25 protein-coding genes are annotated in these 26,167 nt (G+C 43.3%); 16 read left to right on the forward strand and 9 right to left on the reverse strand.

What is annotated here, in order from left to right:
• Positions 1 to 171 precede the first annotated feature (171 nt).
• From DVY93_RS05525 to DVY93_RS05565, 9 genes are all read left to right on the forward strand, one after another.
• Complete coding sequence (locus DVY93_RS05525) at positions 172 to 909, forward strand: uracil-DNA glycosylase (RefSeq protein WP_193005343.1); 738 nt, start codon at positions 172 to 174, stop codon at positions 907 to 909.
• Positions 910 to 1,485, forward strand: a complete 576-nt coding sequence (tadA, locus tag DVY93_RS05530; RefSeq protein WP_230709669.1) for a tRNA adenosine(34) deaminase TadA — start codon at positions 910 to 912, stop codon at positions 1,483 to 1,485.
• Between the two features lie 170 nt (positions 1,486 to 1,655).
• Positions 1,656 to 2,426 (forward strand): (d)CMP kinase, encoded by a 771-nt coding sequence (gene cmk / locus DVY93_RS05535; RefSeq protein ID WP_230709670.1) that lies wholly within the window; start codon positions 1,656 to 1,658, stop codon positions 2,424 to 2,426.
• A gap of 296 nt (positions 2,427 to 2,722) precedes the next feature.
• Positions 2,723 to 4,411, forward strand: coding sequence for a 30S ribosomal protein S1 (gene rpsA, locus DVY93_RS05540; protein ID WP_193005346.1), 1,689 nt, complete (start codon positions 2,723 to 2,725; stop codon positions 4,409 to 4,411).
• Between the two features lie 350 nt (positions 4,412 to 4,761).
• Positions 4,762 to 5,067: an integration host factor subunit beta gene (locus DVY93_RS05545; protein WP_193005347.1), complete on the forward strand. Its 306-nt coding sequence runs from the start codon at positions 4,762 to 4,764 to the stop codon at positions 5,065 to 5,067.
• A gap of 111 nt (positions 5,068 to 5,178) precedes the next feature.
• Complete coding sequence (locus DVY93_RS05550) at positions 5,179 to 5,589, forward strand: lipopolysaccharide assembly protein LapA domain-containing protein (RefSeq protein WP_193005348.1); 411 nt, start codon at positions 5,179 to 5,181, stop codon at positions 5,587 to 5,589.
• A gap of 76 nt (positions 5,590 to 5,665) precedes the next feature.
• On the forward strand, positions 5,666 to 6,364 hold the full coding sequence (gene pyrF, locus DVY93_RS05555) for an orotidine-5'-phosphate decarboxylase (protein WP_193005349.1): 699 nt from the start codon (positions 5,666 to 5,668) through the stop codon (positions 6,362 to 6,364).
• Between the two features lie 227 nt (positions 6,365 to 6,591).
• Positions 6,592 to 7,389, forward strand: a complete 798-nt coding sequence (locus tag DVY93_RS05560; RefSeq protein ID WP_226949410.1) for a metallophosphoesterase — start codon at positions 6,592 to 6,594, stop codon at positions 7,387 to 7,389.
• A gap of 158 nt (positions 7,390 to 7,547) precedes the next feature.
• Positions 7,548 to 8,384, forward strand: coding sequence for a histidine phosphatase family protein (locus DVY93_RS05565; RefSeq protein WP_193005351.1), 837 nt, complete (start codon positions 7,548 to 7,550; stop codon positions 8,382 to 8,384).
• A gap of 175 nt (positions 8,385 to 8,559) precedes the next feature.
• On the opposite strand, the gene rpsT is transcribed toward DVY93_RS05565, so the two are convergent.
• The gene (gene rpsT, locus DVY93_RS05570; RefSeq protein ID WP_010200097.1) at positions 8,560 to 8,826 is read right to left on the reverse strand and encodes a 30S ribosomal protein S20; all 267 of its coding nucleotides are present in this window, start codon (positions 8,824 to 8,826) and stop codon (positions 8,560 to 8,562) included.
• 473 nt (positions 8,827 to 9,299) lie between these two features.
• On the opposite strand from rpsT, the gene DVY93_RS05575 reads away from it, so the two are divergent.
• The 5 genes from DVY93_RS05575 (at position 9,300) to DVY93_RS05595 (ending at position 17,127) form a co-directional block, all read left to right on the forward strand.
• Positions 9,300 to 10,001, forward strand: coding sequence for an NAD-dependent epimerase/dehydratase family protein (locus DVY93_RS05575; protein ID WP_193005352.1), 702 nt, complete (start codon positions 9,300 to 9,302; stop codon positions 9,999 to 10,001).
• Between the two features lie 97 nt (positions 10,002 to 10,098).
• Positions 10,099 to 10,614, forward strand: a complete 516-nt coding sequence (gene rraA, locus DVY93_RS05580; protein ID WP_193005363.1) for a ribonuclease E activity regulator RraA — start codon at positions 10,099 to 10,101, stop codon at positions 10,612 to 10,614.
• Between the two features lie 229 nt (positions 10,615 to 10,843).
• Positions 10,844 to 14,548 (forward strand): transcription-repair coupling factor, encoded by a 3,705-nt coding sequence (mfd, locus tag DVY93_RS05585; protein ID WP_230709672.1) that lies wholly within the window; start codon positions 10,844 to 10,846, stop codon positions 14,546 to 14,548.
• Between the two features lie 216 nt (positions 14,549 to 14,764).
• On the forward strand, positions 14,765 to 15,199 hold the full coding sequence (locus tag DVY93_RS05590) for an HIT domain-containing protein (protein ID WP_193005354.1): 435 nt from the start codon (positions 14,765 to 14,767) through the stop codon (positions 15,197 to 15,199).
• Between the two features lie 506 nt (positions 15,200 to 15,705).
• Positions 15,706 to 17,127 (forward strand): adenylate/guanylate cyclase domain-containing protein, encoded by a 1,422-nt coding sequence (locus DVY93_RS05595; protein ID WP_230709673.1) that lies wholly within the window; start codon positions 15,706 to 15,708, stop codon positions 17,125 to 17,127.
• A 115-nt stretch (positions 17,128 to 17,242) separates the two neighbouring features.
• Here DVY93_RS05595 and fdx read toward each other — a convergent pair whose 3' ends face one another.
• The 8 genes from fdx to DVY93_RS05635 form a co-directional block, all read right to left on the reverse strand.
• Entirely contained in the window at positions 17,243 to 17,581 is a 339-nt protein-coding gene (gene fdx, locus DVY93_RS05600) for an ISC system 2Fe-2S type ferredoxin (RefSeq protein ID WP_193005356.1), read from the reverse strand.
• Between the two features lie 94 nt (positions 17,582 to 17,675).
• Complete coding sequence (gene hscA / locus DVY93_RS05605) at positions 17,676 to 19,556, reverse strand: Fe-S protein assembly chaperone HscA (RefSeq protein ID WP_230709676.1); 1,881 nt, start codon at positions 19,554 to 19,556, stop codon at positions 17,676 to 17,678.
• 252 nt (positions 19,557 to 19,808) lie between these two features.
• Positions 19,809 to 20,390 (reverse strand): Fe-S protein assembly co-chaperone HscB, encoded by a 582-nt coding sequence (gene hscB, locus DVY93_RS05610; RefSeq protein WP_193005358.1) that lies wholly within the window; start codon positions 20,388 to 20,390, stop codon positions 19,809 to 19,811.
• Between the two features lie 156 nt (positions 20,391 to 20,546).
• The gene (gene iscA / locus DVY93_RS05615) at positions 20,547 to 20,867 is read right to left on the reverse strand and encodes an iron-sulfur cluster assembly protein IscA (RefSeq protein WP_021814983.1); all 321 of its coding nucleotides are present in this window, start codon (positions 20,865 to 20,867) and stop codon (positions 20,547 to 20,549) included.
• A 218-nt stretch (positions 20,868 to 21,085) separates the two neighbouring features.
• Entirely contained in the window at positions 21,086 to 21,496 is a 411-nt protein-coding gene (iscU, locus tag DVY93_RS05620; protein ID WP_193005359.1) for a Fe-S cluster assembly scaffold IscU, read from the reverse strand.
• A 155-nt stretch (positions 21,497 to 21,651) separates the two neighbouring features.
• A complete protein-coding gene (locus tag DVY93_RS05625) occupies positions 21,652 to 22,878 on the reverse strand; it encodes an IscS subfamily cysteine desulfurase (RefSeq protein ID WP_230709677.1) in 1,227 nt (408 codons plus the stop codon).
• Positions 22,875 to 23,384: an Rrf2 family transcriptional regulator gene (locus DVY93_RS05630; protein WP_193005361.1), complete on the reverse strand. Its 510-nt coding sequence runs from the start codon at positions 23,382 to 23,384 to the stop codon at positions 22,875 to 22,877. Before DVY93_RS05630 ends, DVY93_RS05625 begins: the two co-directional genes overlap by 4 nt.
• A 461-nt stretch (positions 23,385 to 23,845) precedes the next feature.
• On the reverse strand, positions 23,846 to 24,490 hold the full coding sequence (locus DVY93_RS05635; RefSeq protein ID WP_198334484.1) for a hypothetical protein: 645 nt from the start codon (positions 24,488 to 24,490) through the stop codon (positions 23,846 to 23,848).
• A 518-nt stretch (positions 24,491 to 25,008) separates the two neighbouring features.
• Here DVY93_RS05635 and DVY93_RS05640 point away from each other — a divergent pair.
• Together DVY93_RS05640 and DVY93_RS05645 are read left to right on the forward strand one after the other, a co-directional pair.
• Positions 25,009 to 25,281 (forward strand): HU family DNA-binding protein, encoded by a 273-nt coding sequence (locus DVY93_RS05640; RefSeq protein WP_045445077.1) that lies wholly within the window; start codon positions 25,009 to 25,011, stop codon positions 25,279 to 25,281.
• A gap of 453 nt (positions 25,282 to 25,734) precedes the next feature.
• A partial coding sequence (locus tag DVY93_RS05645) for a helix-turn-helix domain-containing protein (protein ID WP_230709680.1) occupies positions 25,735 to 26,167 on the forward strand: 433 nt, incomplete at its 3' end.

The following is a 26,167-nucleotide window of genomic DNA, read 5'->3' on the forward strand; positions in this document are numbered from 1 at the left end:
GAACGATTACTACATTATAAAAACGGTTACTGCGGTAGCCGTTTTTTTATTGCTATAATTTAGCCAAAGCTATTATCAAGTTTATTAATCTTGAGTTGCAGCGGTTTTATAAAACATTGATTCAGTGATTCTTATAAAAAGATTCTTACAAAAAAGTAAAAAGGAAACAGTATGGAGTTGTTTGACGAAAAGACGACGAAGACCTCAGAGCAAAAGCAGGCGATTTTAGACAATGTCCGCCTGCCCGAGGATTGGAAAACAGCACTAGCAGAGGAGTTAACCTCCCATAATATGGATGATCTACGGGAATTTCTAAAGGATGCTTATCAGTCAGATGAGAGTATTTATCCTCCTGCACCGCTGATGTTCAATGCCTTTAACTTAACGCCTTTATCACAGGTAAAAGTGGTTATCTTAGGGCAAGATCCGTATCATCGTCCAGGGCAGGCAATGGGGTTGTCTTTTTCTGTGCCCAAAGCCATACCAAAGCCGCCCTCACTTAACAATTTATTGAAAGAGATGGCAGACGATATTGGTATCAAGCCCTCGGCGCACGGCGATCTGACTTACTGGGCGCAGCAAGGGGTTTTGCTATTGAATAGCTCACTGACGGTACAAGAGGGAGCGCCCAACAGCCATCAGAATAAAGGCTGGGAGCAGTTTACCGATGCGGTGATTGATGTGGTTAACGAACAAACAGAGCATACCGTGTTTATCTTATGGGGTAGCAAGGCACAGAAGAAGGGTAAATATATCAACACAGATAAGCACCTGATCTTGACAGCGGTACACCCATCGCCACTTGCTGCTAACCGTGGTGGTTTCTTTGGTACCAAACCCTTTTCTAAAACCAATGACTATTTGCGGCAGCATGGGCAAAAGCCGATTGATTGGCAGTTACCACAGTAAATGATAAACACTCTTCCTTTTAATTTACAGCCGCAGCAATTAATGGCTGACCCGTTAACGCCCTTAAGGCTTGAGAGTTGTACCTTTTGGTTACCTCAAGATGTAAAATGGATGCAAGAAGCCCTTAAGTTGGCCAAACAAGGTGCTGAGCTTGGCGAAGTGCCAGTAGGCGCTATACTGGTACATAATCAGCAGGTTATCGGTCAAGGCTTCAATGAACCGATTGGCCGCCATGATGCGACTGCCCATGCCGAAATTGTAGCCCTAAGGGATGCTTGCGCCCGTTTAAAAAACTATCGCTTACCCTTGCAGACGACTTTGTATGTGACTTTAGAGCCATGTACCATGTGTATTGGTGCTCTGATTCACGCACGTGTTGATAGGCTAGTGTATGCGGCGAGCGAGCCTCGGGCCGGCATGGTTGGTAGTCAGATGGACTTGTCAATACAGCCGTTTTATAATCATACAATCAGCGTGCATCATGGCTTGTGTCGTGAGCATAGCAGTCAGATACTTAAGGCGTTTTTCCGTGAACGCCGACAAGCTGCCAAAAAGAAAAACAACATAAGTAATTAACAAGATATTGGTCTTGTGGCTAGTGATGGGCAGGTTTATTTGCTATAATACTGCACTATTTGGTAGCGAGCTTCTTAATTTGCTGTCAAGTATTTGATCAATAAATGGATATCGTGCTGGTACTAGCCTACAAGCAGCCGTATAAGTACGCCTACTATTAAGTGAGTATTATGACCGTTTCTACAGCTGATAACACTCCACTTAATAGTGATGATACTAGCCAAGTAAAGCCATTGCGTTATCCTGTTATTTGTATTGATGGGCCAAGTGGCGCCGGTAAAGGTACAGTGACGTGGCGCTTGGCCCAAGCTCTAAATTATCAACTGCTAGACTCAGGCGCCCTCTATCGTATCGTAGGTCTCAAAGCATTTGAAGCTGGGTTGATCACTGCCGATACCAACCAAACTATTGATGAGACAGCGGTATTAGCGTTAACACAAAGCTTAGAGATCGCCTTTGTGCCTAACAACGAGTCAGGTCGTGTCGATATACTGGTGAACGGTGAGGCAGTAGGTGAGCAAGTCCGTAACGAAACGGTTGGTGGTTATGCCTCCCAGATAGCGGTATTTCCCACAGTTCGCCAGGCTCTGCTAAAGTTGCAGCAAGATATGGCAACCCGTTCAGGACTCGTCGCTGATGGGCGTGATATGGGTACGGTCGTGTTTCCAGACGCTGATGTTAAGGTTTATTTGACAGCTAATGCGGAGGCGCGGGCCGAGCGCCGTGTGACTCAGCTACTAAATGCTGGTCAAACAGCCGATTTTGAAGCGATTTTAACCACGATTAAAGCCCGTGATGAACGCGATGAGAACCGGACAACGGCCCCATCAAAACCTGCAGAAGATGCGCTGCTGCTCGATAGCTCAACATTAGATGCAAATACGGTTTATGAACAAGTTAAAAAACATTGCCAAGATCAAGGTATTTGTTTTAATAGTTAATAAAAACAACATAGTAAGTACTAAAAAGCTTAGCATAGGCGGGGTTTTTAGTATAAAATCATACTGTTAGACTTGAGCTTTTTTCAAACCACAGCGTAGAGACTCAGTTTGACTAAGCAAAAAGAGCTTACATAAGACACTTGTTGCTAGTGAGTTTGTTCAATCATTCGCTTATTAGCAACAAACGTTTTTTTATATGACTGCGTAAGATATAAAACCAGTATTCTCGTTTTATGCAGTCATAAATTTGATCCGTACTGTGCTGGACAGGATACGGCTATACAAAGGTAGACATAATGGAATCATTTGCTGAACTATTTGAAGCGAGCATTGAAGAGCAGGGCCTGGATATCGAGCGTGGCTCGGTTATTACAGGTACTGTTGTGGCCATCGATAGCGATTGGATCACAGTAGATACTGGTCTTAAATCTGAAGGTATCGTCGCTCGTGAAGAGTTTTTAAGCGAAGAAGGCGAACTTGAAGTTGAAGTTGGCGATAGCGTTGATGTCGTAGTTGAAGCGGTTGATAACGGTATGGGTCAAACCCTACTGTCACGCGAAAAAGCCAAACGCGTTGAAACTTGGAACTTCCTTGAAAAAATCGCTGACAACGATGAGATCGTAAAAGGTATTATCTCAAGTAAAGTTAAAGGCGGTTTCACGGTAGATATCGGTTCAGTACGCGCATTCTTACCAGGTTCATTGGTAGATGTACGTCCTATCCGTGATACGACGCATCTTGAAGGCAAAGAGCTAGAATTCAAAGTTATCAAGCTTGATCAAAAGCGTAACAACGTTGTTGTTAGCCGCCGTGCCGTCATGGAAGCTGAAAATTCAGCTGAGCGCGAAGAGCTATTGAACAAACTTGAAGAAGGCATCGAGATCGAAGGTATCGTTAAGAACCTTACTGATTACGGCGCGTTCGTTGATCTAGGTGGTATCGATGGTCTATTGCATATCACTGACATGGCATGGCGCCGTATCAAGCATCCATCTGAAGTTGTTGAAGTTGGTCAAGACCTAAAAGTTAAAGTATTGAAGTTTGACCGTGAGCGCAATCGCGTAAGCCTAGGTCTAAAACAACTTGGTACGGATCCTTGGGACAACGTTGGCGGTACTTACCCAGTGGGTAGCGTGGTAAAAGCTCGCGTAACTAACTTGACTGATTATGGTTGTTTTGCTGAGATTTCTGAAGGTATCGAAGGTCTAGTACACGTATCAGAAATGGATCATACCAACAAAAACATCCACCCATCAAAAGTTGTTCAAGTGGGCGATGAAGTTGAAGTAATGATTCTTGATATCGACGAAGAACGTCGCCGTATCAGCCTAGGTATTAAACAGACTCTAGCTAACCCATGGGATGAGTTTGATAAGAAACATGAGCGTGGTGATAAAATCACTGGTACGATCAAATCAATCACTGACTTTGGTATCTTTATCGGTCTAGACGGTGGTATCGATGGTCTTGTTCATCTATCTGATATCTCTTGGAACGAAACTGGCGAAGACGCTATCCGTAACTACAACAAAGGCGACACCGTTGAAGCAATGGTATTGTCTGTAGATGCAGAAGCCAACCGTATCAGCCTAGGCGTGAAGCAGTTAAGCTCTGATCCATTCAACGAGTACCTAGTCGGTAACGACCGAGGTGCTATCGTAAATGGTAAAGTAAAAGAAGTAGATGCTAAAGGCGCTACTATCGAGCTTGCTGACGAAGTTGAAGCGTATCTACGCGCTTCTGAGATTCAGCGTGACCGCGTTGAAGATGCGACTAAGCATCTGTCTGTTGGTGATGACGTTGAAGCGAAAATCATCAGTGTTGATCGTAAAACACGCAACATCAACTTGTCTATCAAAGCGAAAGACGAAGCTGAAGAGCGTCAAGCGATTAAAGATCTTGGTAGCACCAACACGACTGCAGCAGCAGGTTCTGATGCTCAGCCAAAAACCATTGGTGACTTGATCAAAGAACAAATGCAGTAAGCGATACCTTATTGATATAAAATAATGTGAAAAAAGCGACTCCGGTCGCTTTTTTTGTGACTAAATTTTGATCCGGTGGTTAATCGGTAAGGTTTTTGCCTAAACCGGTAAACTCTTATTTCCATTTACGATAATATCCGCTATCATTTCGTACATTGAGTAACGAGATGTGAATCACAGATTATTTAAGACCGTAGTATTGTTTGAGTTATGAAGTTTTCTTTTTATGATTCTAAGGTACTTACGTGTTTAAAAATAGTTTTTAAAAAATCGCTAATTAAGCGCAGTGACTGAAAAAAAAGTCTGATTCATAATCATCTTATCCAGCAATCAACAAGGCAAGCGTAATAATGCAGCAAACGATTAACAAGTCTGAATTTATTAGTAATCTGAGTGCGAACTGCGAAAATGTGACTGATACCGTGGTCGATGATGCAGTGCGTGAAATATTAAACCTAATGACCCACACGTTAGCCAATGATGGTCGGGTGGAAGTTCGCGGATTTGGCAGTTTTTGTCTACATCATCGCCGTGCTCGCATGGGCCGCAATCCTAAAACAGGAGAAAGCGTACCCGTACCCGCGAAAGCCATTCCACACTTTAAGCCAGGTAAAGCGCTACGTGAAGCAGTCAATGATAAAGTTGCAAACAGTTAGTAGTCATAAGCGGTAATGAGATAAAACCAGTATTAATCTGGTTTATCAGCGGCTTCTGTATGGCTTTAACTTCAACATACAAATGACACTCCAAACCGAGGTATCCCTCTCATGCGATTTTTACTGTTTGTCTTACTGTTTTTAAGCTTTGCTTACGCCCTTGGTTTGGTGTTGGCAAATAATACCGAAGTTGGCGTCAATCTACTATTTTTACAAGCACCTACGATGAATTTAGGGTTGCTGCTGATCCTTTGTCTGATACTTGGCATTATCATTGGTATTTTACTAGCATTGCTTATCTTTCGCGTGCTACAGAATAAGTGGGAAATCTCCCGTCTCCAAAAGGCCAATGCCAACCTGCAAGAGCAGTTGACACAAGCCAATGTCGTTATTGACCGCCAAGCAAATGCGCCTTCGGTAGAGGAAGCGGTTTATGGGGCGACTGCCACTAATGTGCACGATGAAACATCACACAGTCTAGACGAAGGTGCGACCTTAACCAAGAAAAAGCGAGATTATTGATTGGTGATAGGATGAATCAGTTGCCAAGCAGTCGATACATAATAATTTGATAACCTTGATATAAAGTGGCACCCCTATGAATAAAACCGTCCTTTCTCCAGTCATAGTCGCGTTAGATAATATGACCATGGAGGCCTCTCTAACTCTAGCTGACCAATTAGATCCAACATTGTGTCGATTAAAAGTAGGTAAAGAGCTGTTCACTCGCTGTGGCCCAGATATCGTTAAATCGCTACATCAGCGTGGTTTTGAGGTATTTTTGGACTTAAAGTTCCATGATATTCCTAATACCACTGCCCAAGCCGTTTTAGCAGCCGCTGAGCTTGGCGTGTGGATGGTTAATGTCCATGCAAGCGCTGGTTTAGAGGCGATGTCATTGGCAAAACAGCGTTTGTTAGACAATGATCTTAAGACCTTATTGATCGCGGTAACGGTCCTGACATCTATGGATGCGAAAGCGTTGATGCAAACGGGCATCCCTGATCGTTTGGATACGCAAGTGAGTCGATTGGCACAATTGACCAAGCAAGCGGGTCTGGATGGCGTGGTATGTTCCGCTCAAGAAGCTCAAACGCTCAAAGCCCTATGTGGGTCTGACTTTAAACTAGTCACGCCTGGTATACGATTGGTAGAGGATAGTGCTGACGATCAAAAACGCATTTGTACCCCAAAACAGGCGTTGAGCGCTGGATCAGATTATCTGGTGATTGGTCGTTCCATTACCCAAGCCGCAGACCCCGCTGCTAAACTGCAGAAAATACTTCAAAGTATGTAAGTTGTACTTATTATAGAGCAATAAAAGACAGCCTAAACCGCTGTCTTTTTACTTTTTGATGGTAGAGAAAAAGCTGCTACACTACTTAAATTTAGACTGATACCATTCTCGAGAGTATGAGGGACGCCATCAAATACGTTTAACTTCCTAGACGGGAACGTGAGTGATGAAGGTTTTTCTTGATACTCAAATTTTAATAATGACATTATTGGATGACGTTGGACAATATGAAATTACAGATTTTAAGTGACTTACATATTGACAGTTATGCACGGCAGTCGCGTTCTGTGGGGCAGATCCCTAAAACCGACGCAGATATGCTGTTAGTCGCAGGAGACACGGCCAACAGTGACAGTGGTATGCCTTGGCTACAAGAGCAAGCAGCACGCTTACAAGTGCCATTAATTACTATTGCTGGTAACCACGAGTACTTTAATGAAGATGTGCTGCATTTTGATAAAAAGTTAGCGACTTGGGACAACTATAATGATGAGTTGCAGCAGGGTGTTAAACTGCTACAGTGTCAGTATATTGATATTGGGGATATACGCATCTTGGGCTGTACACTGTGGACGGATTATCAGTATCAAGCCAATGACGACACAATGGCTGCAGCTAAACGCTTTATGCGTGATTATAAGCAAATCTATGCCGGTAGTGAGTTATTTTCTCCTGAGGTATCGATGCAAATCCATGCTGAGCAGCGCCAGTGGCTGCAGCAAGCGTTAATAACGGCGCGAGTGCTTGGCAAAAAAACGGTCGTGATGAGCCATCACAGTGTCAGCCCTCTATCTGTGTCTGAGAAGTATGCCAATCTGCCCAGCAATGCAGCGTTCGTCAGTGATTTGTCTGGCTGGATGCATCAGGATTGGGCACCAGTGCTTTGGGTACATGGGCACACTCATGAAGCATTTGATTACCGGATTGGTAAGACACGGGTGATTGTTAATCCGCGAGCATATCCTAACGAGATTAGTAGCACAGCATTAGCGTTTGCGTGGGATAAAGTAGTTGATATTTTTTAGAATCAAACCAATAAGTACAAATGCCTTTGCTACTATTGGTATTATAGGATTTCCGTTCAGACGTCCTTTTTCTAATCTAATAGACTTACTCATACTTATATTGCAACTGAATTTATATTTTGTTCTTTCGGGATAAAAAATCTGCTACGCTTGCTAGCATGAGTAAATATCTTATTACCACCCCGTCCAAGTTGTCTGCTGCTAAGCTTGCGAGTCACAGTCCAAGCGCTCCAGCACCATCACACTTACCTGACAGCATGATTTCTTCCGTCCGCTTACTGCCGGAAGATAAACGGCTGATATTATTTACCAGACACTCCCTTCGTGAGCGTTCTGATGGGAATGGTTTTGCCAGTTATCAGCTACCACTAACCCCAAAAGGCCGTGTCTTGGCGAAATCTTGGGGACGTTGGCTGGCAGGACATCTGCCGTATTCACTTGATGTCGATAGTATCTCAAGTCCGATTGGTCGCTGTATTGATACCGCGCAACTGATGCAAGAAGGAGCAGGGCTGCGACGTGATATTTCGCATCAGTCATTATTGGTTGAGCCTGGTAGCCTTGTCACTGAGCCTGAAATTGCCAATCCCGTGTTTAAAGAAATTGGCGTGCTTAATTTTATCAATCGCTTCTTACAAGGCAATCTTGAAGGGACTAAAAATGCTTACCAAGGGGGGCTAGATATTTTGTCGCTTTTTTATCAAAGCCAGCCCCAGCATGGACATTTAATGCTTGCGGTTAGTCATGATACCTTGCTGTCTGCATTTCTAGCGGTGATGTTTGACGTGATTGAGATTGATTGGAATGACTGGCCAAAGATGATGGAGGGGGTATTTTTGTGGTTTGATGATAAGCCTTTTGAGCAGGCAAACGCGCATTTCGTATGGCGCGGTGAGGTGTATATACGGCCGATTAGCTCTTTATTGGACAGCTACCGTGCAGGTGGCTTGCATCCTAATCAATTGTTATTGCCTCCAGAAGTGAAATGGACGTAATGTCAACTTTAAACACACTAAAAGAATGTCTACAAAATTGTTTGGGTGGTTAGGCATTGTTTGAATGGCTGTATTTTGAGCAGACGTAAAAAAACCTTGCCCCAGTATTAGAACCAGTGACAAGGTTTTAGTCATCTCACTATTAAAGCACGATGTGGTCTAAACACTAAAAATCTTAAGCTTGTAAGCCTTTGATTGTTTTGTTTAGGCGGCTCTTACGACGAGCAGCTTTATTCTTATGAATAATACCTTTGTCAGCCATACGATCAAGAACCGGTACCGCTTTTTTGTAAGCTTCGGTAGCCGCGTCATAATCTTTAGCTGCGATAGCCGCATCAACACGTTTTAAGTAAGTACGAACCATAGAGCGTTGTGACGCAGAGTTCTGACGACGTTTGGTGTTTTGACGGGCGCGTTTACGAGCTTGTGCAGTATTAGCCACGCGTATCTCCTTGATAAAGACAGATAAAATATGAATGTTGATTGCAATAATGGGTTTAACAATCATCGGTGACGAGCAGCCGTCTCGTCAAATATGATGTCGATGTCTAATATTAAACGATCTAATATTAATAGGTCATCGCAAGCGTCAGAACTGTTTGGAATAATTAAACAGCGTTGACGTGTAAAGCCGGTTATCTTAGCAAATTATCGCGCTTAGGACAATATATTTGATGATTAATGCTGAAAGAAGTTATGCTGGCACATGGATGTTTCGTTTTTAGAGTGTCTATCAGGGTCACTGCTAAGATTATTGGCTTCAAAACATCAGAGCTGATAAAAACTCTTACAATAAATTCTGTAGAATAGCGTCAGTGCTCTATTAATTTAGGTATGATACTAAAGCGATGGTCTGCTAAAAGACACATCTTCTCATCATTAGACGTTTTCTAACCGTATATAAGTGGATAGGGTATGCAGCGAAAAGCAATTGTGATTGGTGCGACAGGATTGGTAGGACAGCATCTTGTTAAGCAGCTTAGTGAGCTTTATGACACGTTAATTGTGATTGCACGGCGTCCGCCACGCTATATCAATGCGAGTATGCGCTTTTATCAGGTTAATGATTTTGACAACTTGGCTGAAATATTTACCAGCGTTGGCGTGGACCGTAAGACAGACGCGTTTAGCTGCCTTGGCACCACAAAAAAGCAGGCTGGTAGCGATGAAGCCTTTCGAAAAGTTGACCGTGATTATAACGTGAATTTTGCTAAGCTCTGTCAACAAAAAGGCGTTGAAAACTTCTTTTTATTGTCTTCAATGAATGCTGATATGGACAGTCGCTTTTTGTACAATCGGGTAAAAGCAGAGACGGAGCAGTCTATTATAGCGTTAGGTTTTACGCAGTTGGTTATTTTTCGGCCTTCACTGCTACTTGGTAAACATAAAGGCCGTCCGCTTGAAAGTATTGGTCAAAAAGCGTTTCAACTTATCTCCCCTTTAGTCTCAGAATCATTGTCATTGCATCCTATTTCTGCCAAGCGGGTCGCTAGTGCGATGGCAATGAGTGCGCATGGTATTTATGAGCGTAACAAATACCGCACTGAGCCGATGACTCAACAAGTTGATGTGATCGAAAATAAGCAGATGCTTGCGATGACCCGAGTAAAACATTAACTACTAGAAAAAAGTCTAGTCCTATGATGAAGGAAAATTTCTAATAACCGTGCTGTCAGTTAACAACAAGGAGACTACCATGTCAGAAGCAATAAAGATGAGTAAAGAGAATTTTGTGACGTGTGACTTATTGGATGCTAATCCTGAATCTCAGGTATGTTTGCCTAATATTGAAGGCAAGTCGTTTTACAGTTTTGGTGGCAAAACCAGATTTTGCGGTGAAGTTGTGACGGTAAAGTGCTTTGAAGACAATAGCCGAGTTAAATCTTTGTTGAACAGTGATGGCAAAGACAATGAGGGTAATGGCAAGGTGTTGGTGGTTGATGGTGGTGGTTCGATGCGCTGTGCACTGTTGGGCGATATGATTGCGCAAGCCGCTATCGATAATGGCTGGGCTGGCGTCGTCGTGTATGGCTGCGTGCGTGATGTTGATGATATGGCAGAGATGGATATTGGTGTGAAGGCACTAGGCTGTATTCCTCGTAAATCGACTCGTCGCGATGAAGGTCAAACGGATCTTGAAATCAGCTTTGGTGATTTAACTCTAAACTCGGGCATGTTTATTTACGCAGATAATAATGGCATCATCGCCAGTGATAAAGCGCTCATCTAACCTCCTGTTATCAAGTGCGTGTACATAAACTAAAACCTCAGGCCACCCGTGGGCTGAGGTTTTTTAAACAAACCTAAGTGGCGTTTCTAAGTAGCGTATCTAAGTGACATTTCTAAGTGACATTTCTAAGTGACATTTCTAAGTGACAAACCGTTACGGCATAAATTTTGGTAATTGCTCAAATATTCGTATAATAGCCATCTGACTCTTAACTTTGACCCTATTCTTTATGCCTATCACTGCTTTGACTGACGCGTTTGATCCTATTAACCAGCAGTTGTTTCCTATTCAAGATGCACAGCGGCGTTGGCTAGCACCAGTGCATGGTGCGGTCAGTAGTTTGTGGCTGGCAAGTTTGATGCAGGCACCGATATGGAATGTGGTTGACCGTCTCAAAGTCGTGGTGACTCGCGACCAAAATCAGCTCAATCAAATAGAGACGGAATTGGCATTTTGCGGTGTCGATGCCTATGTGTTTCCCGATTGGGAGACCCTGACGTATGATGAGCTGTCCCCGCATCAAGACATCGTGAGCGAGCGTATTAACCTGTTGACGGATATGCCAACATCAGGTGTGTTGCTGATTTCAGTACAGGCGCTGATGCACCGCGTGGCACCGCCAAGTTGGCTGATTGGGCAACATTTTGATTTAAGCGTTGGCGATCAATTTGATATCAATACGCAGCGTGGACTACTAGCAAAAGCAGGTTACCGAGCGGTTGAAAATGTGTTTGAGCCGGGTGAGTTTGCCGTCCGGGGTAGTATCATTGATATCTTTGCGATGGGTCAGCCATTTCCGCTGCGTCTAGATTTATTCGATGATGAAATTGAGACCATCCGTTTTTTCAATCCGCAGACGCAGCGCACTTTGACCGTTGAGGATCTCAATGCCATGATGACTGGCAATGATATGAGTATGGCGAAAGAGTCACTATCGCTACTTCATAAACTGCCAGACATCTCAAAACCTATTGCACAGTTTCAAATACTACCAGCAAAGGAGTTTCCGCTCGATGAAGGGCGTGAGACGTTCCGTACCAATTTTGCAGCGATGTTTCCAAATGCCAGTAGTCGTAAGTTTGAGCTGCATAAAGATGTGATGGCAGGCATTGCAAGCAGTGGCATCGAGTACTACCAACCGCTCTTTTTCGATCTAAAGGATTGGGAGGCAGAGAGTAGTCTGTTTGCCTATTTGCCAAGTGATGCCTTGTTTATTGCTGATGAGTTGATTAACGAAAAACAGGTAGACTATTGGTCGCAAATCCAGCGCCGCTACGAAGAGCGCCGTCACGATATTGATAAGCCTATCGTTGCCCCTGAGCTTTTATATCTGTTATCAAATACCCTAAATGAGCATCTCAATCGTTACCCACGCGTTATACTGAGCGCGCGTGATGAACTGGCGTCCATGACTAATGTCGCGGCAGTAGACAGTGAAAACGCAGCACTAGAGCGTCTTACAGCCAATAACCAACCAGGGTTAGTGACCCTAAGCGCTCAAGAGCCACCGCAGCTGGCAGTGAACCATCAAAAAGCTGAGCCTTTGAGTGCCCTGTTAGAGTTTTTAAACCTACAAGCACAAACGGTGACACCCGTGTTGGTGGTTGCTGAAACAGCGGGTCGACGCGAGATTCTGATTGAGTTATTTAAAGGCAAGATTGATATCAAAGCTTACGATAGCTTTGAGGATTTCTTAGCAGCAGATGACATTAGTGATCTTAACGATAATCAACGTCCACAGGTCGGTTTAACGGTTGCTCCTATTGAGCGTGGCGTTTATGTGCCGGAACGTCTGGTGTTGATTAGTGAAACGCAGCTATTTGGTAGGCAGGTTCTGCAAACGCGCCGCCGCCGCCAAAGTGGTGTGTCAGAAGAGTTTTTGGTCAAGAGCGTGACTGAAATAACGGAAGGCAGTCCTGTTGTCCATATCGAGCATGGTATCGGGCGTTACCATGGTTTGATTACCTTAGATGTAGGGGATGGTGAGCAAGAGTTTATTCACTTAAAATATGCCGATGATGCCAGTATTTATGTGCCTGTGGCCAATTTGCAAATGATTAATCGCTATAGTGGCGGAGATCCAGCATTGGCACCGCTGCATAAGATTGGTAGTGGCAAATGGGACAAGGCAAAGCAAAAAGCACTAGAGCAAATTCACGATGTTGCCGCAGAGCTTCTGAATATGCAAGCACGTCGTGAAGCCAAGGTCGGTATTCACTTTAAAATAGACAGCTCACAGTATGAGCTGTTTGCTAGCCAATTCGCCTTTGAAGAAACGCCCGACCAAACCCATGCTATCCATGCAGTGATGGAGGATATGAGACAAAACCAGCCAATGGATCGTCTCATTTGCGGCGACGTAGGGTTTGGAAAAACAGAAGTCGCCATGCGTGCCGCTTTTATTGCGGTTAGTGCAGGCTATCAAGTGGCTGTATTAGTACCGACGACGCTGCTGGCAGGTCAGCATGAAGACAATTTCCGAGATCGTTTTGCTGATTGGCCAGTACGTATCGAGACGTTATCGCGCTTTGGTGGCAAAAAGCATCAAGACACAGTGCTGGCTGATTTGGCTGATGGTAAGGTTGATATTGTGATTGGTACGCATAAGTTATTGCAACCTGACGTAAAGTTTTACAATCTAGGGTTAATGATTGTCGATGAAGAGCATCGCTTTGGTGTGCGTCATAAAGAGCGTATCAAGGCCATTCAGACCGATGTAGATAGTATGTCGATGACAGCCACACCGATTCCTAGAACGCTCAATATGGCGCTCTCAGGGATGCGTGACATGTCGATCATTGCCACGCCACCTGCCCGTCGCCTGGCGATTAAAACCTTTGTGATGCAAAAAACAGAAGCCTTGCTAAAAGAGGCGATCCTACGTGAGTTGCTGCGTGGTGGTCAGGTATATTTATTGCATAACGATGTTGCCAGTATCGAGCGTATGGCAGAAACCATCCGTGAGCTTGTACCCGAAGCACGCGTAGGGGTTGCCCACGGGCAAATGCAAGAGCGCCAACTTGAACAAGTGATGCAGCAGTTTTATCATAAAAAATTCAATGTGTTGATTTGCTCGACCATTATCGAGACGGGCATTGATGTTCCGAATGCCAATACTATTATTATTGAGCGCGCTGATAAGTTTGGTCTTGCTCAGCTGCATCAGCTGCGTGGTCGTGTTGGTCGTAGCCATCATCAGGCCTATTGTTATTTGCTCGTACCGTCTATTAAAGGTCTAAAAGGCGACGCCAAGCGCCGATTGCATGCGATTGAGCGGGCGAATACGCTCGGCGCAGGCTTTATGCTGGCAAGCGAAGATCTAGAAATTCGCGGGGCAGGTGAGATTCTAGGGAAGCAGCAAAGCGGGAATATGCAGGCGATTGGCTTTAGTCTATATATGGATATGTTAGAGCGTGCTACGAAGGCAATTAAAGCGGGTAAAGAGCCTGACTTGAGTACACCTTTGTCGCTAACCAGTGAGATTAATCTGCACAGCTCCGCGCTGATACCAGAAGAGTATTTGCACGATGTCCATCAGCGTTTGTTGTTTTATAAGCGCATCAGCAACGCCGATGACAAAGAGGCACTCACCGATATACGTACTGAAATGATTGATCGTTTTGGTACTCTGCCTGATCAAACCAAGCAGCTATTTGCCGTTCATGGGTTACGCTTACAAGCGGAGCCGCTTAAAATTAATAAAATTGATGCCAATAGCAGTAGTATGACTCTGGAGTTTGCACCGGACACCCCAGTCGATGCATTGGCTATTATTAAGCTAATCCAAAAAGATGGACAGCACTATCGGATGAATGGCGCCTCTGGTATTCGCTATCAAGATGCCAAAAAACTGGCAACGCCGCAACAGCGCGTTACGGTGATTCAAGAGTTACTCCGCTACTTTAGTGAGCATATGGTGGCAGAGTCGGCTTAGTTTGACTGATTGGTAACAGTAACAGTAACTGGGTATTGGGTATTTTGGCTAAGTGAGTTAGGCGATCCATACAATGGGTGATGGTGCTATTTTATCCGCCGGATAACTGATAAAATAGCGCCACTATTCTTCAATCTGTTGTATTTTTAACGTACTCTAATTGTATTTTGCCTTTATTTCCTTTTATTTAAGATTCATAACAAGAGAACCGTCATTATGTTCCAACTCCATCATAAACTTGCGGCCGACAGTTTTTTAGTGGGTGACTTTCCATTATCTACTTGTCGCCTAATCAATGATTGTCAGTTTCCCTGGTTGATTCTTGTGCCGCGCGTGTCTGGTATTAAAGAGCTGTATGAGTTATCTGAGGCTGATCAAGCGCAGTTTTTGCGCGAATCAAGTTGGTTGTCAAGCCAACTGGCTAAAACCTTTCAAGCAGATAAAATGAATGTGGCAGCCCTCGGTAATCAAGTGCCGCAGTTGCATTTTCATCATATTGTCCGCTATCAAAACGATATGCAGTGGCCAAATCCAGTATGGGGCGTGCCTGCCGTTCCTTACACCAAAGAAGTGTTGGCACAAATGCAGCAGACCTTAATGATGGCATTACGTGGTCATCACCAAATGCCGTTTGATTGGCAAATGAAATAATACTTTAGACTTTTGATTTGATGTTTAAAGTTTGATTTTATTGTCTTCATATAGCCTATGGCAGTAATAGCGACTTTGATTTTGGTGTATACGAAAGCTTCTAAGAGGCCAGATACGTAGTAGTGTCTGGCTTTGTCTTTTGGTGTTATTTATTTAGACAGGTTATAACTCAGCCTCAATAAAACTGTCACGTTTTGCTGGCATAAATTTTACTTGCTTGCTGCGTCTACGCAGACAGAGGCTGCGCAAAGTTTACTCCAGCAGCACTAATCGTCTTTAAATGAATCCATGATGTATAGATAAGGGACAGCAGGAGAGAGCCAGTTATCTAAATGATAAATGGTACTTTTTTAGTTGTCGATGACCTAGGCTTTGTCTTATTTAAAAAGTATAATGTATTATTAGATCGTCTTATATATGACAGTCATAAAACCAAAGATGTACTTATATTACTCTTATTCACCTTAGTCTTTTCGATAGCCTGCTAGATAAAGCGAACACTCCATATGCCTTTTTTAGACATGCTGAGACCGAAGCTCCCGTCAAAAAATGAAGGAGTTTGTCGATTTGATTATCCAGAGGTTTTTGTCTTAATTCTGACGGTCGTACTGCTTGCTTTGCACTATGATTTTCGGCCCACCTCAATGGCACTACTGGTTATCACAACTCTACCGAGTTTGATGATTCTTATTTACAATTATCGGCGCAAAATGAGCTTTTGGACGTCTAATATTGTCATTATTTTATTTTCCGTAGTCGTTGGGTCGCTCCAGTTTTGCCCTGTCATCTCCCTCAGTTTGGTGTTTCTGATTGGCATACGCATCATCATTAGTGGCCCTGAAAATTATCTAAAATTAATCACAGTGGCCTTGGTGACGGCCATCGTTTTTTACTATGTGAGTACCATCTTAGATGGCGCGGATATGGACTGTGGTGAAGGTTGGCTGTCAAACACGATACTGTTGGCCAGTATGGTGGTTGTGCTCTGTCAGTTTCGGCGCGTCTATCAAGAGTATACGGGTTATAAAGTCCGTGCTAAACAGGCAACAGGGCGTCTGAGTACCATGGTTTCGGTTATTAATAAGTTGACTCGTTTTGTACCACCACAAGTTTGGGAGCCAATTGTAAGAGCAGATAGCCCAGTGAGTGTGTCCAATAAGCGGGCAAAACTGACAATTATGTTCTCAGATATAATAGGCTTTACCGAGCTGTCGGATAGTTTAAGCGCTGATAATTTAGCCGATATTTTGAATACTTATATGCACTGTATGACCTTGATTGCTAACAAGCACGGTGCGGTGCTTGATAAATTCATTGGCGATGGTATGGTGTGTTTTTTTGGTGAGCCTGACAGTCGTGGTCCGCGTCAAGATGCGCTGGACTGTGTGGCAATGGCGATAGACATGCGCCGTGAAATGCGTACCTTAAGACAAAAATGGCGCTTGATGGGTTTTGAGGGATTATACATACGTATCGGTATTACCACGGGCTATTGCCACGTTGGCAATTTTGGCAGTAACAATCGTCTGAGTTACACACTGATTGGCAAAGAGGCCAATCTGGCAGCAAGACTTGAGGCTAGCGCGGGTAAAGACAAGATATTGGTCAGTGAAAGCACCTACGATTATATCTGCCATAATTATGAGTGTCACCATGCGGGTGCGTTTCAGCTAAAAGGCTTTGATAACAAGGTAAATGCGTGGCAAGTACTGGATCCGGATGCGCATAAAGGTCATCTATCAAAATGGGTTGACCACACCTTACCGGGTTTTAACTTGCATCTCAATTTTAAAGACATGAAAGATGATGACTATCAAGATATTAGGGATCGCTTAAATTTTGCGCTTGAACGTATCGAGCAGGAGCAAGAAAAAGTGGCAGTGACTATCGCGGCAGAAGCCAAACACAGTGACAATCATCATAAGTAGCTGTTCATAAGTAACTGTTGAAAAAATGGCCTTCGACATCGGGTATAAAAAAGCCAGCTAGTATGATACTAGCTGGCTTTTTCTTAAATAGCTAAGTAGTATTTGCTACGAGCGTTTAGTGATTTTCTTTTGCATGATTGAGCGTGTATTTAGGAATCTCGATGGTTAAGTCTTCGTCATCAAGCATTACTTGACACGATAAGCGTGAGTCAGGCTCTAGTCCCCAAGCGCGATCCAATAAGTCAGCTTCAATATCATCCATCTCTTCTAAACTATTAAAGCCTTTACGTACCACCACATGACACGTGGTGCATGCTTTTGACATCTCACAAGCATGCTCAACCTTAATACCTTTTTCTAAGAGAGCTTTACACAAATTTTCACCAGCCTCTAGCTCGACTTCAGTGCCTTCAGGGCAAATCTCATGATGGGGGAGTACAGTAATCTTTGGCATAAATTGTCTTTCCGATGCTAATCAATTTAAAAAATAAAAAATATAAGAGGTCAGCTTAGTACGAGCTCTAAGCTATTTTGCTCAATGTATCCACTTACCAATCTTGGGCACTCGTACCGGCCATACTGGCTTTTACGCTTTGATTCATAATCCGAGCAGCAAACGCATCACTATGCGGTTTGAGCTGGGCTTGTTCGGCTTCGATAAGAGCTAGGTCATCAGTACTAAGTGCTGTTTGTAGTTTTTGTATCTGCTCTGCCAATGACTGCTGTTCCTCAGAGGACAGTAAAGTAGCAAATTCGTTCAGGGCAGACTGTAAAGCGAGTACTTCACGCTCAGCCTCTACTTTGGTTTCAATCAAAGAGCGCGCGTTTTTATCTTCTTCTGCGTGCTTAAATCCGGCAACCAGTAATTGCTCTTTTTGTTCATCTGATAAGCCATATGAAGGCACAATTTCAATCTTACTTTCTGTTTTGGTTGTGGTCTCTTGCGCACTGACGGTCAGCTGTCCATTGGCATCAATGCTAAAGGTTACTTCGATACGAGCAAACCCCGCTTTCATTGGTGGGATACCGTACAGCTCAAAGCGGCCCAGTGAGCGGCAGTTTTCTACCGTTTCGCGTTCGCCCTGTACGACATGAATAACCATACCGGTTTGACCATCTTGATACGTGGTAAACACTTGACGTTTTTTGACAGGGATGGGGGTATTACGCGGAATGAGCACTTCAACCAGCCCGCCCATGGTTTCAAGACCAAGTGACAGAGGCGTTACGTCCAATAACAGTAGATTGCTATCGCTATCGCCATTGACCAGCTGATGTGCGGTTTGTGCCGCCCCTAAGGCGACGACTTCATCAGGGTTCAGACGGCAAAGTGGCTGTTTGGCAAAAAACTCAGTAACCACTTGCTGTATGGCAGGCATACGAGTAGAGCCACCGACCAAGATAACTTCGTCTAAATCAGCGCCAGAGAGCTTCGCATCACGCAGTACTTGTTCGCACACGCTTAGCGTACGACGGCTAACGGGTTCTATGATAGCCAGTATATCGGCGCGGCCTAAGACTCCTTGATAAGATCGCCCATTAACCGTGATGTCAATATTGACTTGTTCCGTATCCGTCAATGCTTGCTTGTAAGCTTTGGCTTGTTGTGCAAGTATCGATTTGTCATGACGGCTCACCTCTTTAGGATCGATATCTAACTGCTTGATAAGCCAATTGGTGATCAAACGATCGATATCGTCCCCACCTAGTGCACTATTACCACCCGTTGCCAGTACTTCAAAAACACCATCCGTCAGCTTTAAGATAGAGACGTCAAAAGTTCCGCCCCCAAGATCGTAAATCAGGTAATGGCTTTCTTTGTCATTCTCTTGATCGGTTTGATCCAAACCATAAGCGACTGCAGCAGCGGTAGGCTCATTTAATAAACGCAGCACATTGATACCAGCCGCTTGTGCCGCATCTTTCGTGGCTTGACGCTGGGCCTCATCGAAATACGCAGGTACGGTAATCACCGCGCCTTCGATGCTGTCATCAGGTAATGCGCTCGCAGCGCGCTGCTTAAGCGCTGATAAGATACGCGCTGAGACTTCAACAGGGGATATGTCACCTTGAGCAGTAACGAATGCTGGCATATCAGCTTTGCTGCCACTCAACTCATAAGGATGAGAGAATTTGATATCAGCTTGGCTACGACCCATAAAACGCTTAGCCGAGACGATCGTATTTTTTGGATCATCCGCTAAGTGAGATAGGGCGTCATAGCCGACAAGTGGTGTGCCGGTACTTGGATAATAGACAACAGAAGGTAGTAAATTATCGGCGCTTGAGCTTGCTTCTAAGACTTGCGCCTTGCCTGACCGTACCACCGCGACCAATGAGCGCGTGGTACCAAGATCAATTCCTAGGCCAAAACGATGTTGATGAGGTTGGGCGCTTTGATTGGGTTCGGCAATTTGCAATAAAGACATAAGATAACTCAGAGATAAAATAAATAAGTGAAATAAAGCCAATACACCACATGTACTAGGACCATGTAACGGCTGTAACCTGACTCTAAAAACAGAGCAACGTAGCGGTTGAGCGTGCCTTAAAATAAGAGATTATACGGTATAGTTGGTACTATTTTAACCATGACGTTTAAATAAGAGTCATAAGTTAAAAATGTTCATACATAAACGCTGGTAGATAGGTCTGATCATATGAATCTAGCTGTTAGAGGTTTAGACGTACAAATCGTCATCATCTGAATGTTCAGATGTCGCTACCTCATCAAGACCCGTGGTCACATCAGCATTTAATTTAACTAAGAATTTTAGTTTTTGGGTGGCGTCAATCGCCGTTTGCCAGTCTTTGGTCTGGTAGGCATCCTCAAAACGCTTGGACTGTTTAGACAGACGTTCTACAATCTGCGGATGTAACTGTGCTAAGGTCTGGCGATCTTTGCCCTCAATGGCATCATCCAGCTCAATACGCATCTGCATCGCATCTTCTAAAAAATCTAAGTCTGCGATGGAGTGTTCGACATTTTGCGCTTGACCTGCTAGATCTAATAAATAGCTAGCACGACTATCAGGGGCGCTTAATGTTTGATACGCTTGGTTAATTAGTGCTGAGGTTTGCTCAGAATGCTGTTGGGCTTGAGCAGTATCTGTTAGGTTTTTGGCCACATTATCCGGATGATAACGCTTTTGTAGCAGGCGTAGCTGTTGATCAAGACGCTCTTGATGGATTTCAAATTGTACAGGTTGCTCAAATAAGGCAAAGAAGTTATCAAACTGTGCTTCTGGAGTAATGTCTGTCATATCATACGCCTTGTTTTTTATTTATTTTTAAATTCTTTGTCTAGCTATGTTTGCGCACAGGCTTATCATACTGGCTACCACTGTAGCCACAATAGTTTATCACTGCTCGAAGGGAAAATTAGACGTTTTGATCACAGTGACTGTAAACTGTAGACCTTAAACGGTAAAAGACTCACCGCAGCCACATTCCCCTTTTTGATTGGGATTGGTAAATTTAAAGCCTTCGTTTAACCCTTCTTTTTCATAATCCATCAATAACCCATCCAAATATACCAAGCTTTTGGGGTCAATAAAGATGCTGACGCCGCGACTTTCGTAGCGCGTGTCATTTTCGTCCGGTGTATCGACAAACTCTAAAACATACGCCAAGCCCGAGCAACCCGCTGTACGGATACCAACTCGAATACCTTCACCTTTGCCGCGATTGTCCAAAAAATCTCGAACATGCTGAGCGGCGCGTTCTGTCATTTCAATCATGCCAACTCCCATTGACTATCAATAATAAATATCAATAAAATTCTATATAAACTGGCAACCAAAACGACGAGCTTGCCAAAATAATATGCTAACAACGTTTAGAAAATAAAAGGTGACAATTACATAAGCGTCATTGTCACCTCTTTAGCATTAGTAGCGGTTCAATGAACCGCTACCAAAGCATTGCTAATAAAACAATAGCGCATACGCTAATAGGTTTAGCTGGCGGCTTCTTCTGTTACTGCTGCCGTGCCATGCTTGCCTTTATAGTCGCTAATCGCAGCTTTAATGGCATCTTCTGCTAGTACAGAACAATGCACTTTGACAGGTGGTAACGCCAGCTCTTGAGCGATATCGTTGTTTTTGATTTCGCCAGCTTGATCCAAGCTTTTGCCCTTGAGCCACTCAGTTACGAGTGAGCTTGAAGCAATCGCTGAACCGCAGCCATACGTTTTAAAGCGTGCATCTTCGATGATACCATTATCATCCACTTGGATTTGTAGACGCATCACATCGCCACAGGCTGGGGCACCAACCATACCGGTACCAACATTTTGGGCATTTTTATCAAGATTGCCAACGTTGCGTGGATTTTCGTAATGATCAATAACTTGGTCACTATAGGCCATGGGGTTTTCTCCTAGTTAGGTGATGAGTAGTCACTTATTAACTTTGAAACGCTATCTACTCATCGATAATTGGGGTCAAACACTTAACTTTAATTGTCTGATGAATGGAGTAATGGTTATATTTGATAACCATATTGCTCTTTTATTCTGTATTTTTAGTGCTCAGCCCATTCGACTGAGTTTAAATCTACACCTTCTTGGTACATATCCCAAAGTGGGGATAGGGCGCGTAATTTATCAACCGCTTCATGCATTTGCTTGATGACCGTATCGATATCTTCTTCAGTGGTATAACGGCCGAAGCTAAAACGAATGGAACTGTGGGCCAACTCATCTGGACGACCAATAGCGCGCAGTACGTATGATGGCTCAAGTGTCGCTGAGGTACAGGCTGAACCTGATGACACTGCTAAGTCTTTTAGTGACATCATGAGAGATTCGCCTTCAACGAAGTTAAAGCTAATATTCACAATATTAGGGACGCTATGTTCAAGATCACCGTTTAAGTAAATCTCTTCGATATCTTGCAGGCCATCCCACAATTTTTGGCGTAGTTTGGCAACATGGGCGTGGTCTGTATCAAAGCGCTCATTGGCTAAGGCAAATGCGGCACCAAGGCCGACGATTTGATGCGTAGGTAATGTACCTGAGCGCATGCCACGTTCGTGACCACCGCCGTGCTGTTCTGCTTTCAGGCGAATACGTGGCTTACGACGAACGAATAGGGCGCCAATGCCCTTAGGGCCGTAGGCTTTATGACCTGAGAAACTCATCAAGTCGATTTTCATTTTTTCGAGATCGATTTTTACTTTACCAACCGATTGTGCCCCATCAACGTGGAATACCACGCCAGCTTCGCGAGTGATTTCGCCAATGGCAGTGACATCAGTAATCGTACCAAGCTCGTTGTTTACCATCATGAGTGACACTAAAATGGTGTCCTCACGTAGCGCTTCTTTTACTTGCTCAGGTAAGATCAGACCAGTGCTTGGCTGTGGCTCAAGATAGGTAATGTCAAAACCTTCTTGCTCAAGCTCACGGCAAGTATCGAGTACGGCTTTGTGTTCGATTTTACTGGTAATAATGTGCTTACCACGAGACTGATAAAAATGGGCTGCACCCTTGATAGCTAAGTTATCAGATTCGGTCGCGCCAGAGGTAAAGACGATTTCGCGTGGATCTGCGTTAATCACTTCAGCGACTTGCCCGCGAGCGGTTTCTACCGCTTCTTCCGCTTGCCAGCCGTAACCGTGCGAACGTGAGGCTGGGTTACCAAAGATGCCATCTACAGTCAGATACTCGCTCATTTTAGCCGCTACTGATTTAGCAACTGGCGTGGTGGCGGCATAATCTAAGTATATAAGGTTGTTATGTTGGCTCATGCTGGGTTTGCCTCGCTGTTCGATAGAGTAATAGTATTGATGTCTTTTATAGAAATATCTTTAGTGGATGTGTGCTGACGTTCTGACACTGATTGCACATTTTCCATGTCTAATAATTGCGCTAATGTTATATTTTTCAAGTACTGCTCAATGTGATTAGACAACGCACACCATAAATCGTGGGTTAAGCACATTGTACCACCTTGACAGTCTCCGCGCCCTTCACATTGCATTGCATTAACAGATTCATCGACAGCAGAGATAATGCTCATTACATCTATTTCATGTAATGGTTTTGCTAGATGATAACCACCCGCTGCGCCGCGAATACTGGTAACAAGGCCACGTTTACGAAGTTTGGAAAACAACTGTTCCAGATAAGAGATCGAGATTGATTGCCGTTTGGCTATATCAGATAGGGATACGGCGCTATCTTGTTGGCTGGTTTGTAACGCCAAATCTAGTAACGCAGTAACGGCATATCTGCCTCGAGTAGTCAAACGCATGTGTTATCTCCAAACTTTTATGTCATTTTTATTTAACAACGATCTTAGTCAGATGAGATTCGCAATGGCTTATAAAGTCATTTAAAAGCTATTGGATGAATATCAAAGCGACTAAGTTGTGTCTTATCGTTATTAAACAACAGATGATTAACCCGATGTGTGCAACGATTAAGCCAATTATACTTAATCCTGAGTAATTTAGTCAAGATTAAAGTGTGGTTAAATGGTTAATCTAGCTTATTAACACGATTGATAAAAACAATGGCTGATAAAAGGTGGGAGTGGTAAGAGCACTAAAGAGAGGATAAAGCGAATTTAACGGTTTTAAACTACAAAGGTAAGTTTACTTCTAAAACCTGAAAATATAGAAAAAAGCGTCTAACACCCTTTAAGAAGTGTTAAGCGCTTTTTTTTCAGTCGTTAGCAGCAGAAGTCAATTATGAACGATCATACGGTCAAAACTAACTCATTAACAGTGCGATAATAGCCCCAATCATAACAATGACAGCCACCACAGCGACGATAGTTAGGGTTTTTTGTTTGCTTTGCAGTTCTTTTAGCGTGGTTTCAAGCTCACGATTTTTGATGGTTAGGGTGTTTATTTGGGTCTGTTGTTCCTTAATACGTAGCTGATAGCTTTCTTTTTTATCCGCCATTTCAGCTTCAGAAGGCTGGTGCTTGCCTTTGCCACCTTTGAATTTCTTAATCAAACCTTGAATTAAGCTACCAAGACCAAGCTGCATGATGAACTGTTTCACCAATTGCACCTGAACAGACTCACCGCGCATTTGGAGTTTTTCAGTGGTTTCGCTATCATGAGTGGTGATCGCATTAATGATTTGGATACTATAGGCATTAATAACGACATCAGGTTCACTACGGCCCACGGGCAATTGAGCATCTAGTAAGACACCTTTGGGGCTAAAGGTGGCAAAAATCTCGACATGGGGCAAATACAAACGCAACGCCACGACCGTACCTTGCTTGGCAAGGGGATAGGCAGCTTTACGTAGTTCAGGGTCCAAACGTAACAATAGTGTCAGCGCCGACTCGATGAACACCAAAATAATATTAAGAAAAGAGTGAGACAACGTAGAACGCTTCATGAAAATAATCCGTTTTTTATTTGATAAATCAGAGGCAAAAGGCAAATAAAGGGCTAAAGTCTACCCACCGTTCTGCAGTGATATTTTGCTTATAGTAACGCCTTTATAGTAAAAAGTAACGCTCGTTTCTGTCAGTTGCTAAATTATTAACTGATAATTTAATGGTCAATAACCACACTAATATTGATGCTTAGTATGGATGAAAACAGTGGGTTAGTGACTATGAGGGGTAACTGATAACCGTTTTATGTCAAAAAACACCTTATATCTTAGCTAAAATAGCGAGCTAATCAGACAGTTGCAAAGGCTTTGCGTAACATTGAGTGTCAAATACGTAGTACAGTGGACAAAAATATGTAAAATCGCTTGCGCTCCTTATGCTGCCTTGATATAAAGACGATAACAAAGCGAAACCTGTTAATACGCAGTCAGGTGGTTTTTATTGCTTAAATGCGATGAGAGCGTTACAATACTTGGCGTGAGCGTTTATTATCCCCCTTAAACTTGAAGGAAATTTTATGAATAAGTCAGAATTAATTGATAGCATCGCAGACAAAAGTGGTCTAAATAAGACTCAAGCTGGCGATGCATTGAATGCTGTTATGGAAAGTGTTGGTGAAGCATTAGAAGCTGGCGATAGCATCTCACTAGTTGGTTTTGGTACATTTAGCGTAAAAGACCGTAAAGCCCGCACTGGCCGTAACCCTAAGACTGGTGAAGAGCTTAGCATTCCAGCAAGTAAAGTACCAAGCTTCAAAGCTGGTAAAAACTTAAAAGAGCGCTTAAACTAAGCCACTCTTTTAAAGTGGACGCTGATAACAACGTATGACACGCATAAAGACAGCGTTTACTATGAGTCATATAATAGATGAACGTTCATGGCTTAGATTGTAATCTCAATGATTATATGAACGAGAAGTGAACGAAAAAAAGCACCTAGTCATTAGGTGCTTTTTTTATCGGTTTAGTTTGTGTCATTCAACGTGAATATTTTGAGTCTGTATCAAAAATCACGTATCATAGGGCGCGCGATAGATGCGTTGTCTAAACAAGGCTGCTTGCACAGGCCTTATTTTTCTCTATCAAAACCGCGAAAGAGGCGCCACCCGACATTAGGGTAGAGGTGAGTTTCGCTTAGTGTTTATTATATAGTCATAAAAATTATATACTGAAACAAGCTATAATAAACTTTAGAACTTACATTAAAAAAATCACATTAAAATCAGTAAAATGAATGGGCGTTTATGAAAATCAACAAAGCGTATAAATTTAGGCTTGAGCCTAATGCAGAGCAGGCGGTTATTCTAAATAATCTTGTCGGCTCTGCGCGTTTTGTTTGGAATCAAATGCTGGCAATCTCATTTGAGATGTTTGCTAAAAATGAGTTTATCAATGCCACCAACTTGGTTAATAAAATCATTGGCTTAAAGAACAACCCTGATTTTGCCTTTTTAAAAACTCATGCCAATGCCGTGTCCTTACAACAAAAGGTACGTGATCTTGCCTTGGCTTGGTCACGATTCTTTGACCCCAAAGTACACGCCAGATTAAAAGAGAATAAAAAGAAACCCAAAAAGCCCAAGTTCTTTAAACTGGCTGATGGCACAGAGATTCAACTTCGCCCATTGATGCCACAATTTAAGCGCAAAGCAGATGGCTGTGACTCCATTCGCTTGG

It is taken from the genome of Psychrobacter sp. CCUG 69069, from assembly GCF_021023115.1.
GTDB classification, from domain to species: Bacteria; Pseudomonadota; Gammaproteobacteria; order Pseudomonadales; family Moraxellaceae; genus Psychrobacter; species Psychrobacter namhaensis.

Coding starts and splice junctions, on each gene's coding strand:
- DVY93_RS05545 (WP_193005347.1), top strand. CDS start 4,762: ATGCAGCAAACGATTAACAAGTCTGAATTTATTAGTAATCTGAGTGCG.
- DVY93_RS05635 (WP_198334484.1), bottom strand. CDS start 24,490: ATGAAGCGTTCTACGTTGTCTCACTCTTTTCTTAATATTATTTTGGTG.
- hscA (WP_230709676.1), bottom strand. CDS start 19,556: ATGTCTTTATTGCAAATTGCCGAACCCAATCAAAGCGCCCAACCTCAT.
- DVY93_RS05560 (WP_226949410.1), top strand. CDS start 6,592: ATGAAATTACAGATTTTAAGTGACTTACATATTGACAGTTATGCACGG.
- pyrF (WP_193005349.1), top strand. CDS start 5,666: ATGAATAAAACCGTCCTTTCTCCAGTCATAGTCGCGTTAGATAATATG.
- cmk (WP_230709670.1), top strand. CDS start 1,656: ATGACCGTTTCTACAGCTGATAACACTCCACTTAATAGTGATGATACT.
- rpsA (WP_193005346.1), top strand. CDS start 2,723: ATGGAATCATTTGCTGAACTATTTGAAGCGAGCATTGAAGAGCAGGGC.
- iscU (WP_193005359.1), bottom strand. CDS start 21,496: ATGGCCTATAGTGACCAAGTTATTGATCATTACGAAAATCCACGCAAC.
- DVY93_RS05525 (WP_193005343.1), top strand. CDS start 172: ATGGAGTTGTTTGACGAAAAGACGACGAAGACCTCAGAGCAAAAGCAG.
- tadA (WP_230709669.1), top strand. CDS start 910: ATGATAAACACTCTTCCTTTTAATTTACAGCCGCAGCAATTAATGGCT.
- rraA (WP_193005363.1), top strand. CDS start 10,099: ATGAGTAAAGAGAATTTTGTGACGTGTGACTTATTGGATGCTAATCCT.
- hscB (WP_193005358.1), bottom strand. CDS start 20,390: ATGACAGACATTACTCCAGAAGCACAGTTTGATAACTTCTTTGCCTTA.
- iscA (WP_021814983.1), bottom strand. CDS start 20,867: ATGATTGAAATGACAGAACGCGCCGCTCAGCATGTTCGAGATTTTTTG.
- DVY93_RS05640 (WP_045445077.1), top strand. CDS start 25,009: ATGAATAAGTCAGAATTAATTGATAGCATCGCAGACAAAAGTGGTCTA.
- DVY93_RS05630 (WP_193005361.1), bottom strand. CDS start 23,384: ATGCGTTTGACTACTCGAGGCAGATATGCCGTTACTGCGTTACTAGAT.
- DVY93_RS05590 (WP_193005354.1), top strand. CDS start 14,765: ATGTTCCAACTCCATCATAAACTTGCGGCCGACAGTTTTTTAGTGGGT.
- DVY93_RS05565 (WP_193005351.1), top strand. CDS start 7,548: ATGAGTAAATATCTTATTACCACCCCGTCCAAGTTGTCTGCTGCTAAG.
- DVY93_RS05550 (WP_193005348.1), top strand. CDS start 5,179: ATGCGATTTTTACTGTTTGTCTTACTGTTTTTAAGCTTTGCTTACGCC.
- fdx (WP_193005356.1), bottom strand. CDS start 17,581: ATGCCAAAGATTACTGTACTCCCCCATCATGAGATTTGCCCTGAAGGC.
- DVY93_RS05595 (WP_230709673.1), top strand. CDS start 15,706: ATGCCTTTTTTAGACATGCTGAGACCGAAGCTCCCGTCAAAAAATGAA.
- DVY93_RS05575 (WP_193005352.1), top strand. CDS start 9,300: ATGCAGCGAAAAGCAATTGTGATTGGTGCGACAGGATTGGTAGGACAG.
- mfd (WP_230709672.1), top strand. CDS start 10,844: ATGCCTATCACTGCTTTGACTGACGCGTTTGATCCTATTAACCAGCAG.
- DVY93_RS05625 (WP_230709677.1), bottom strand. CDS start 22,878: ATGAGCCAACATAACAACCTTATATACTTAGATTATGCCGCCACCACG.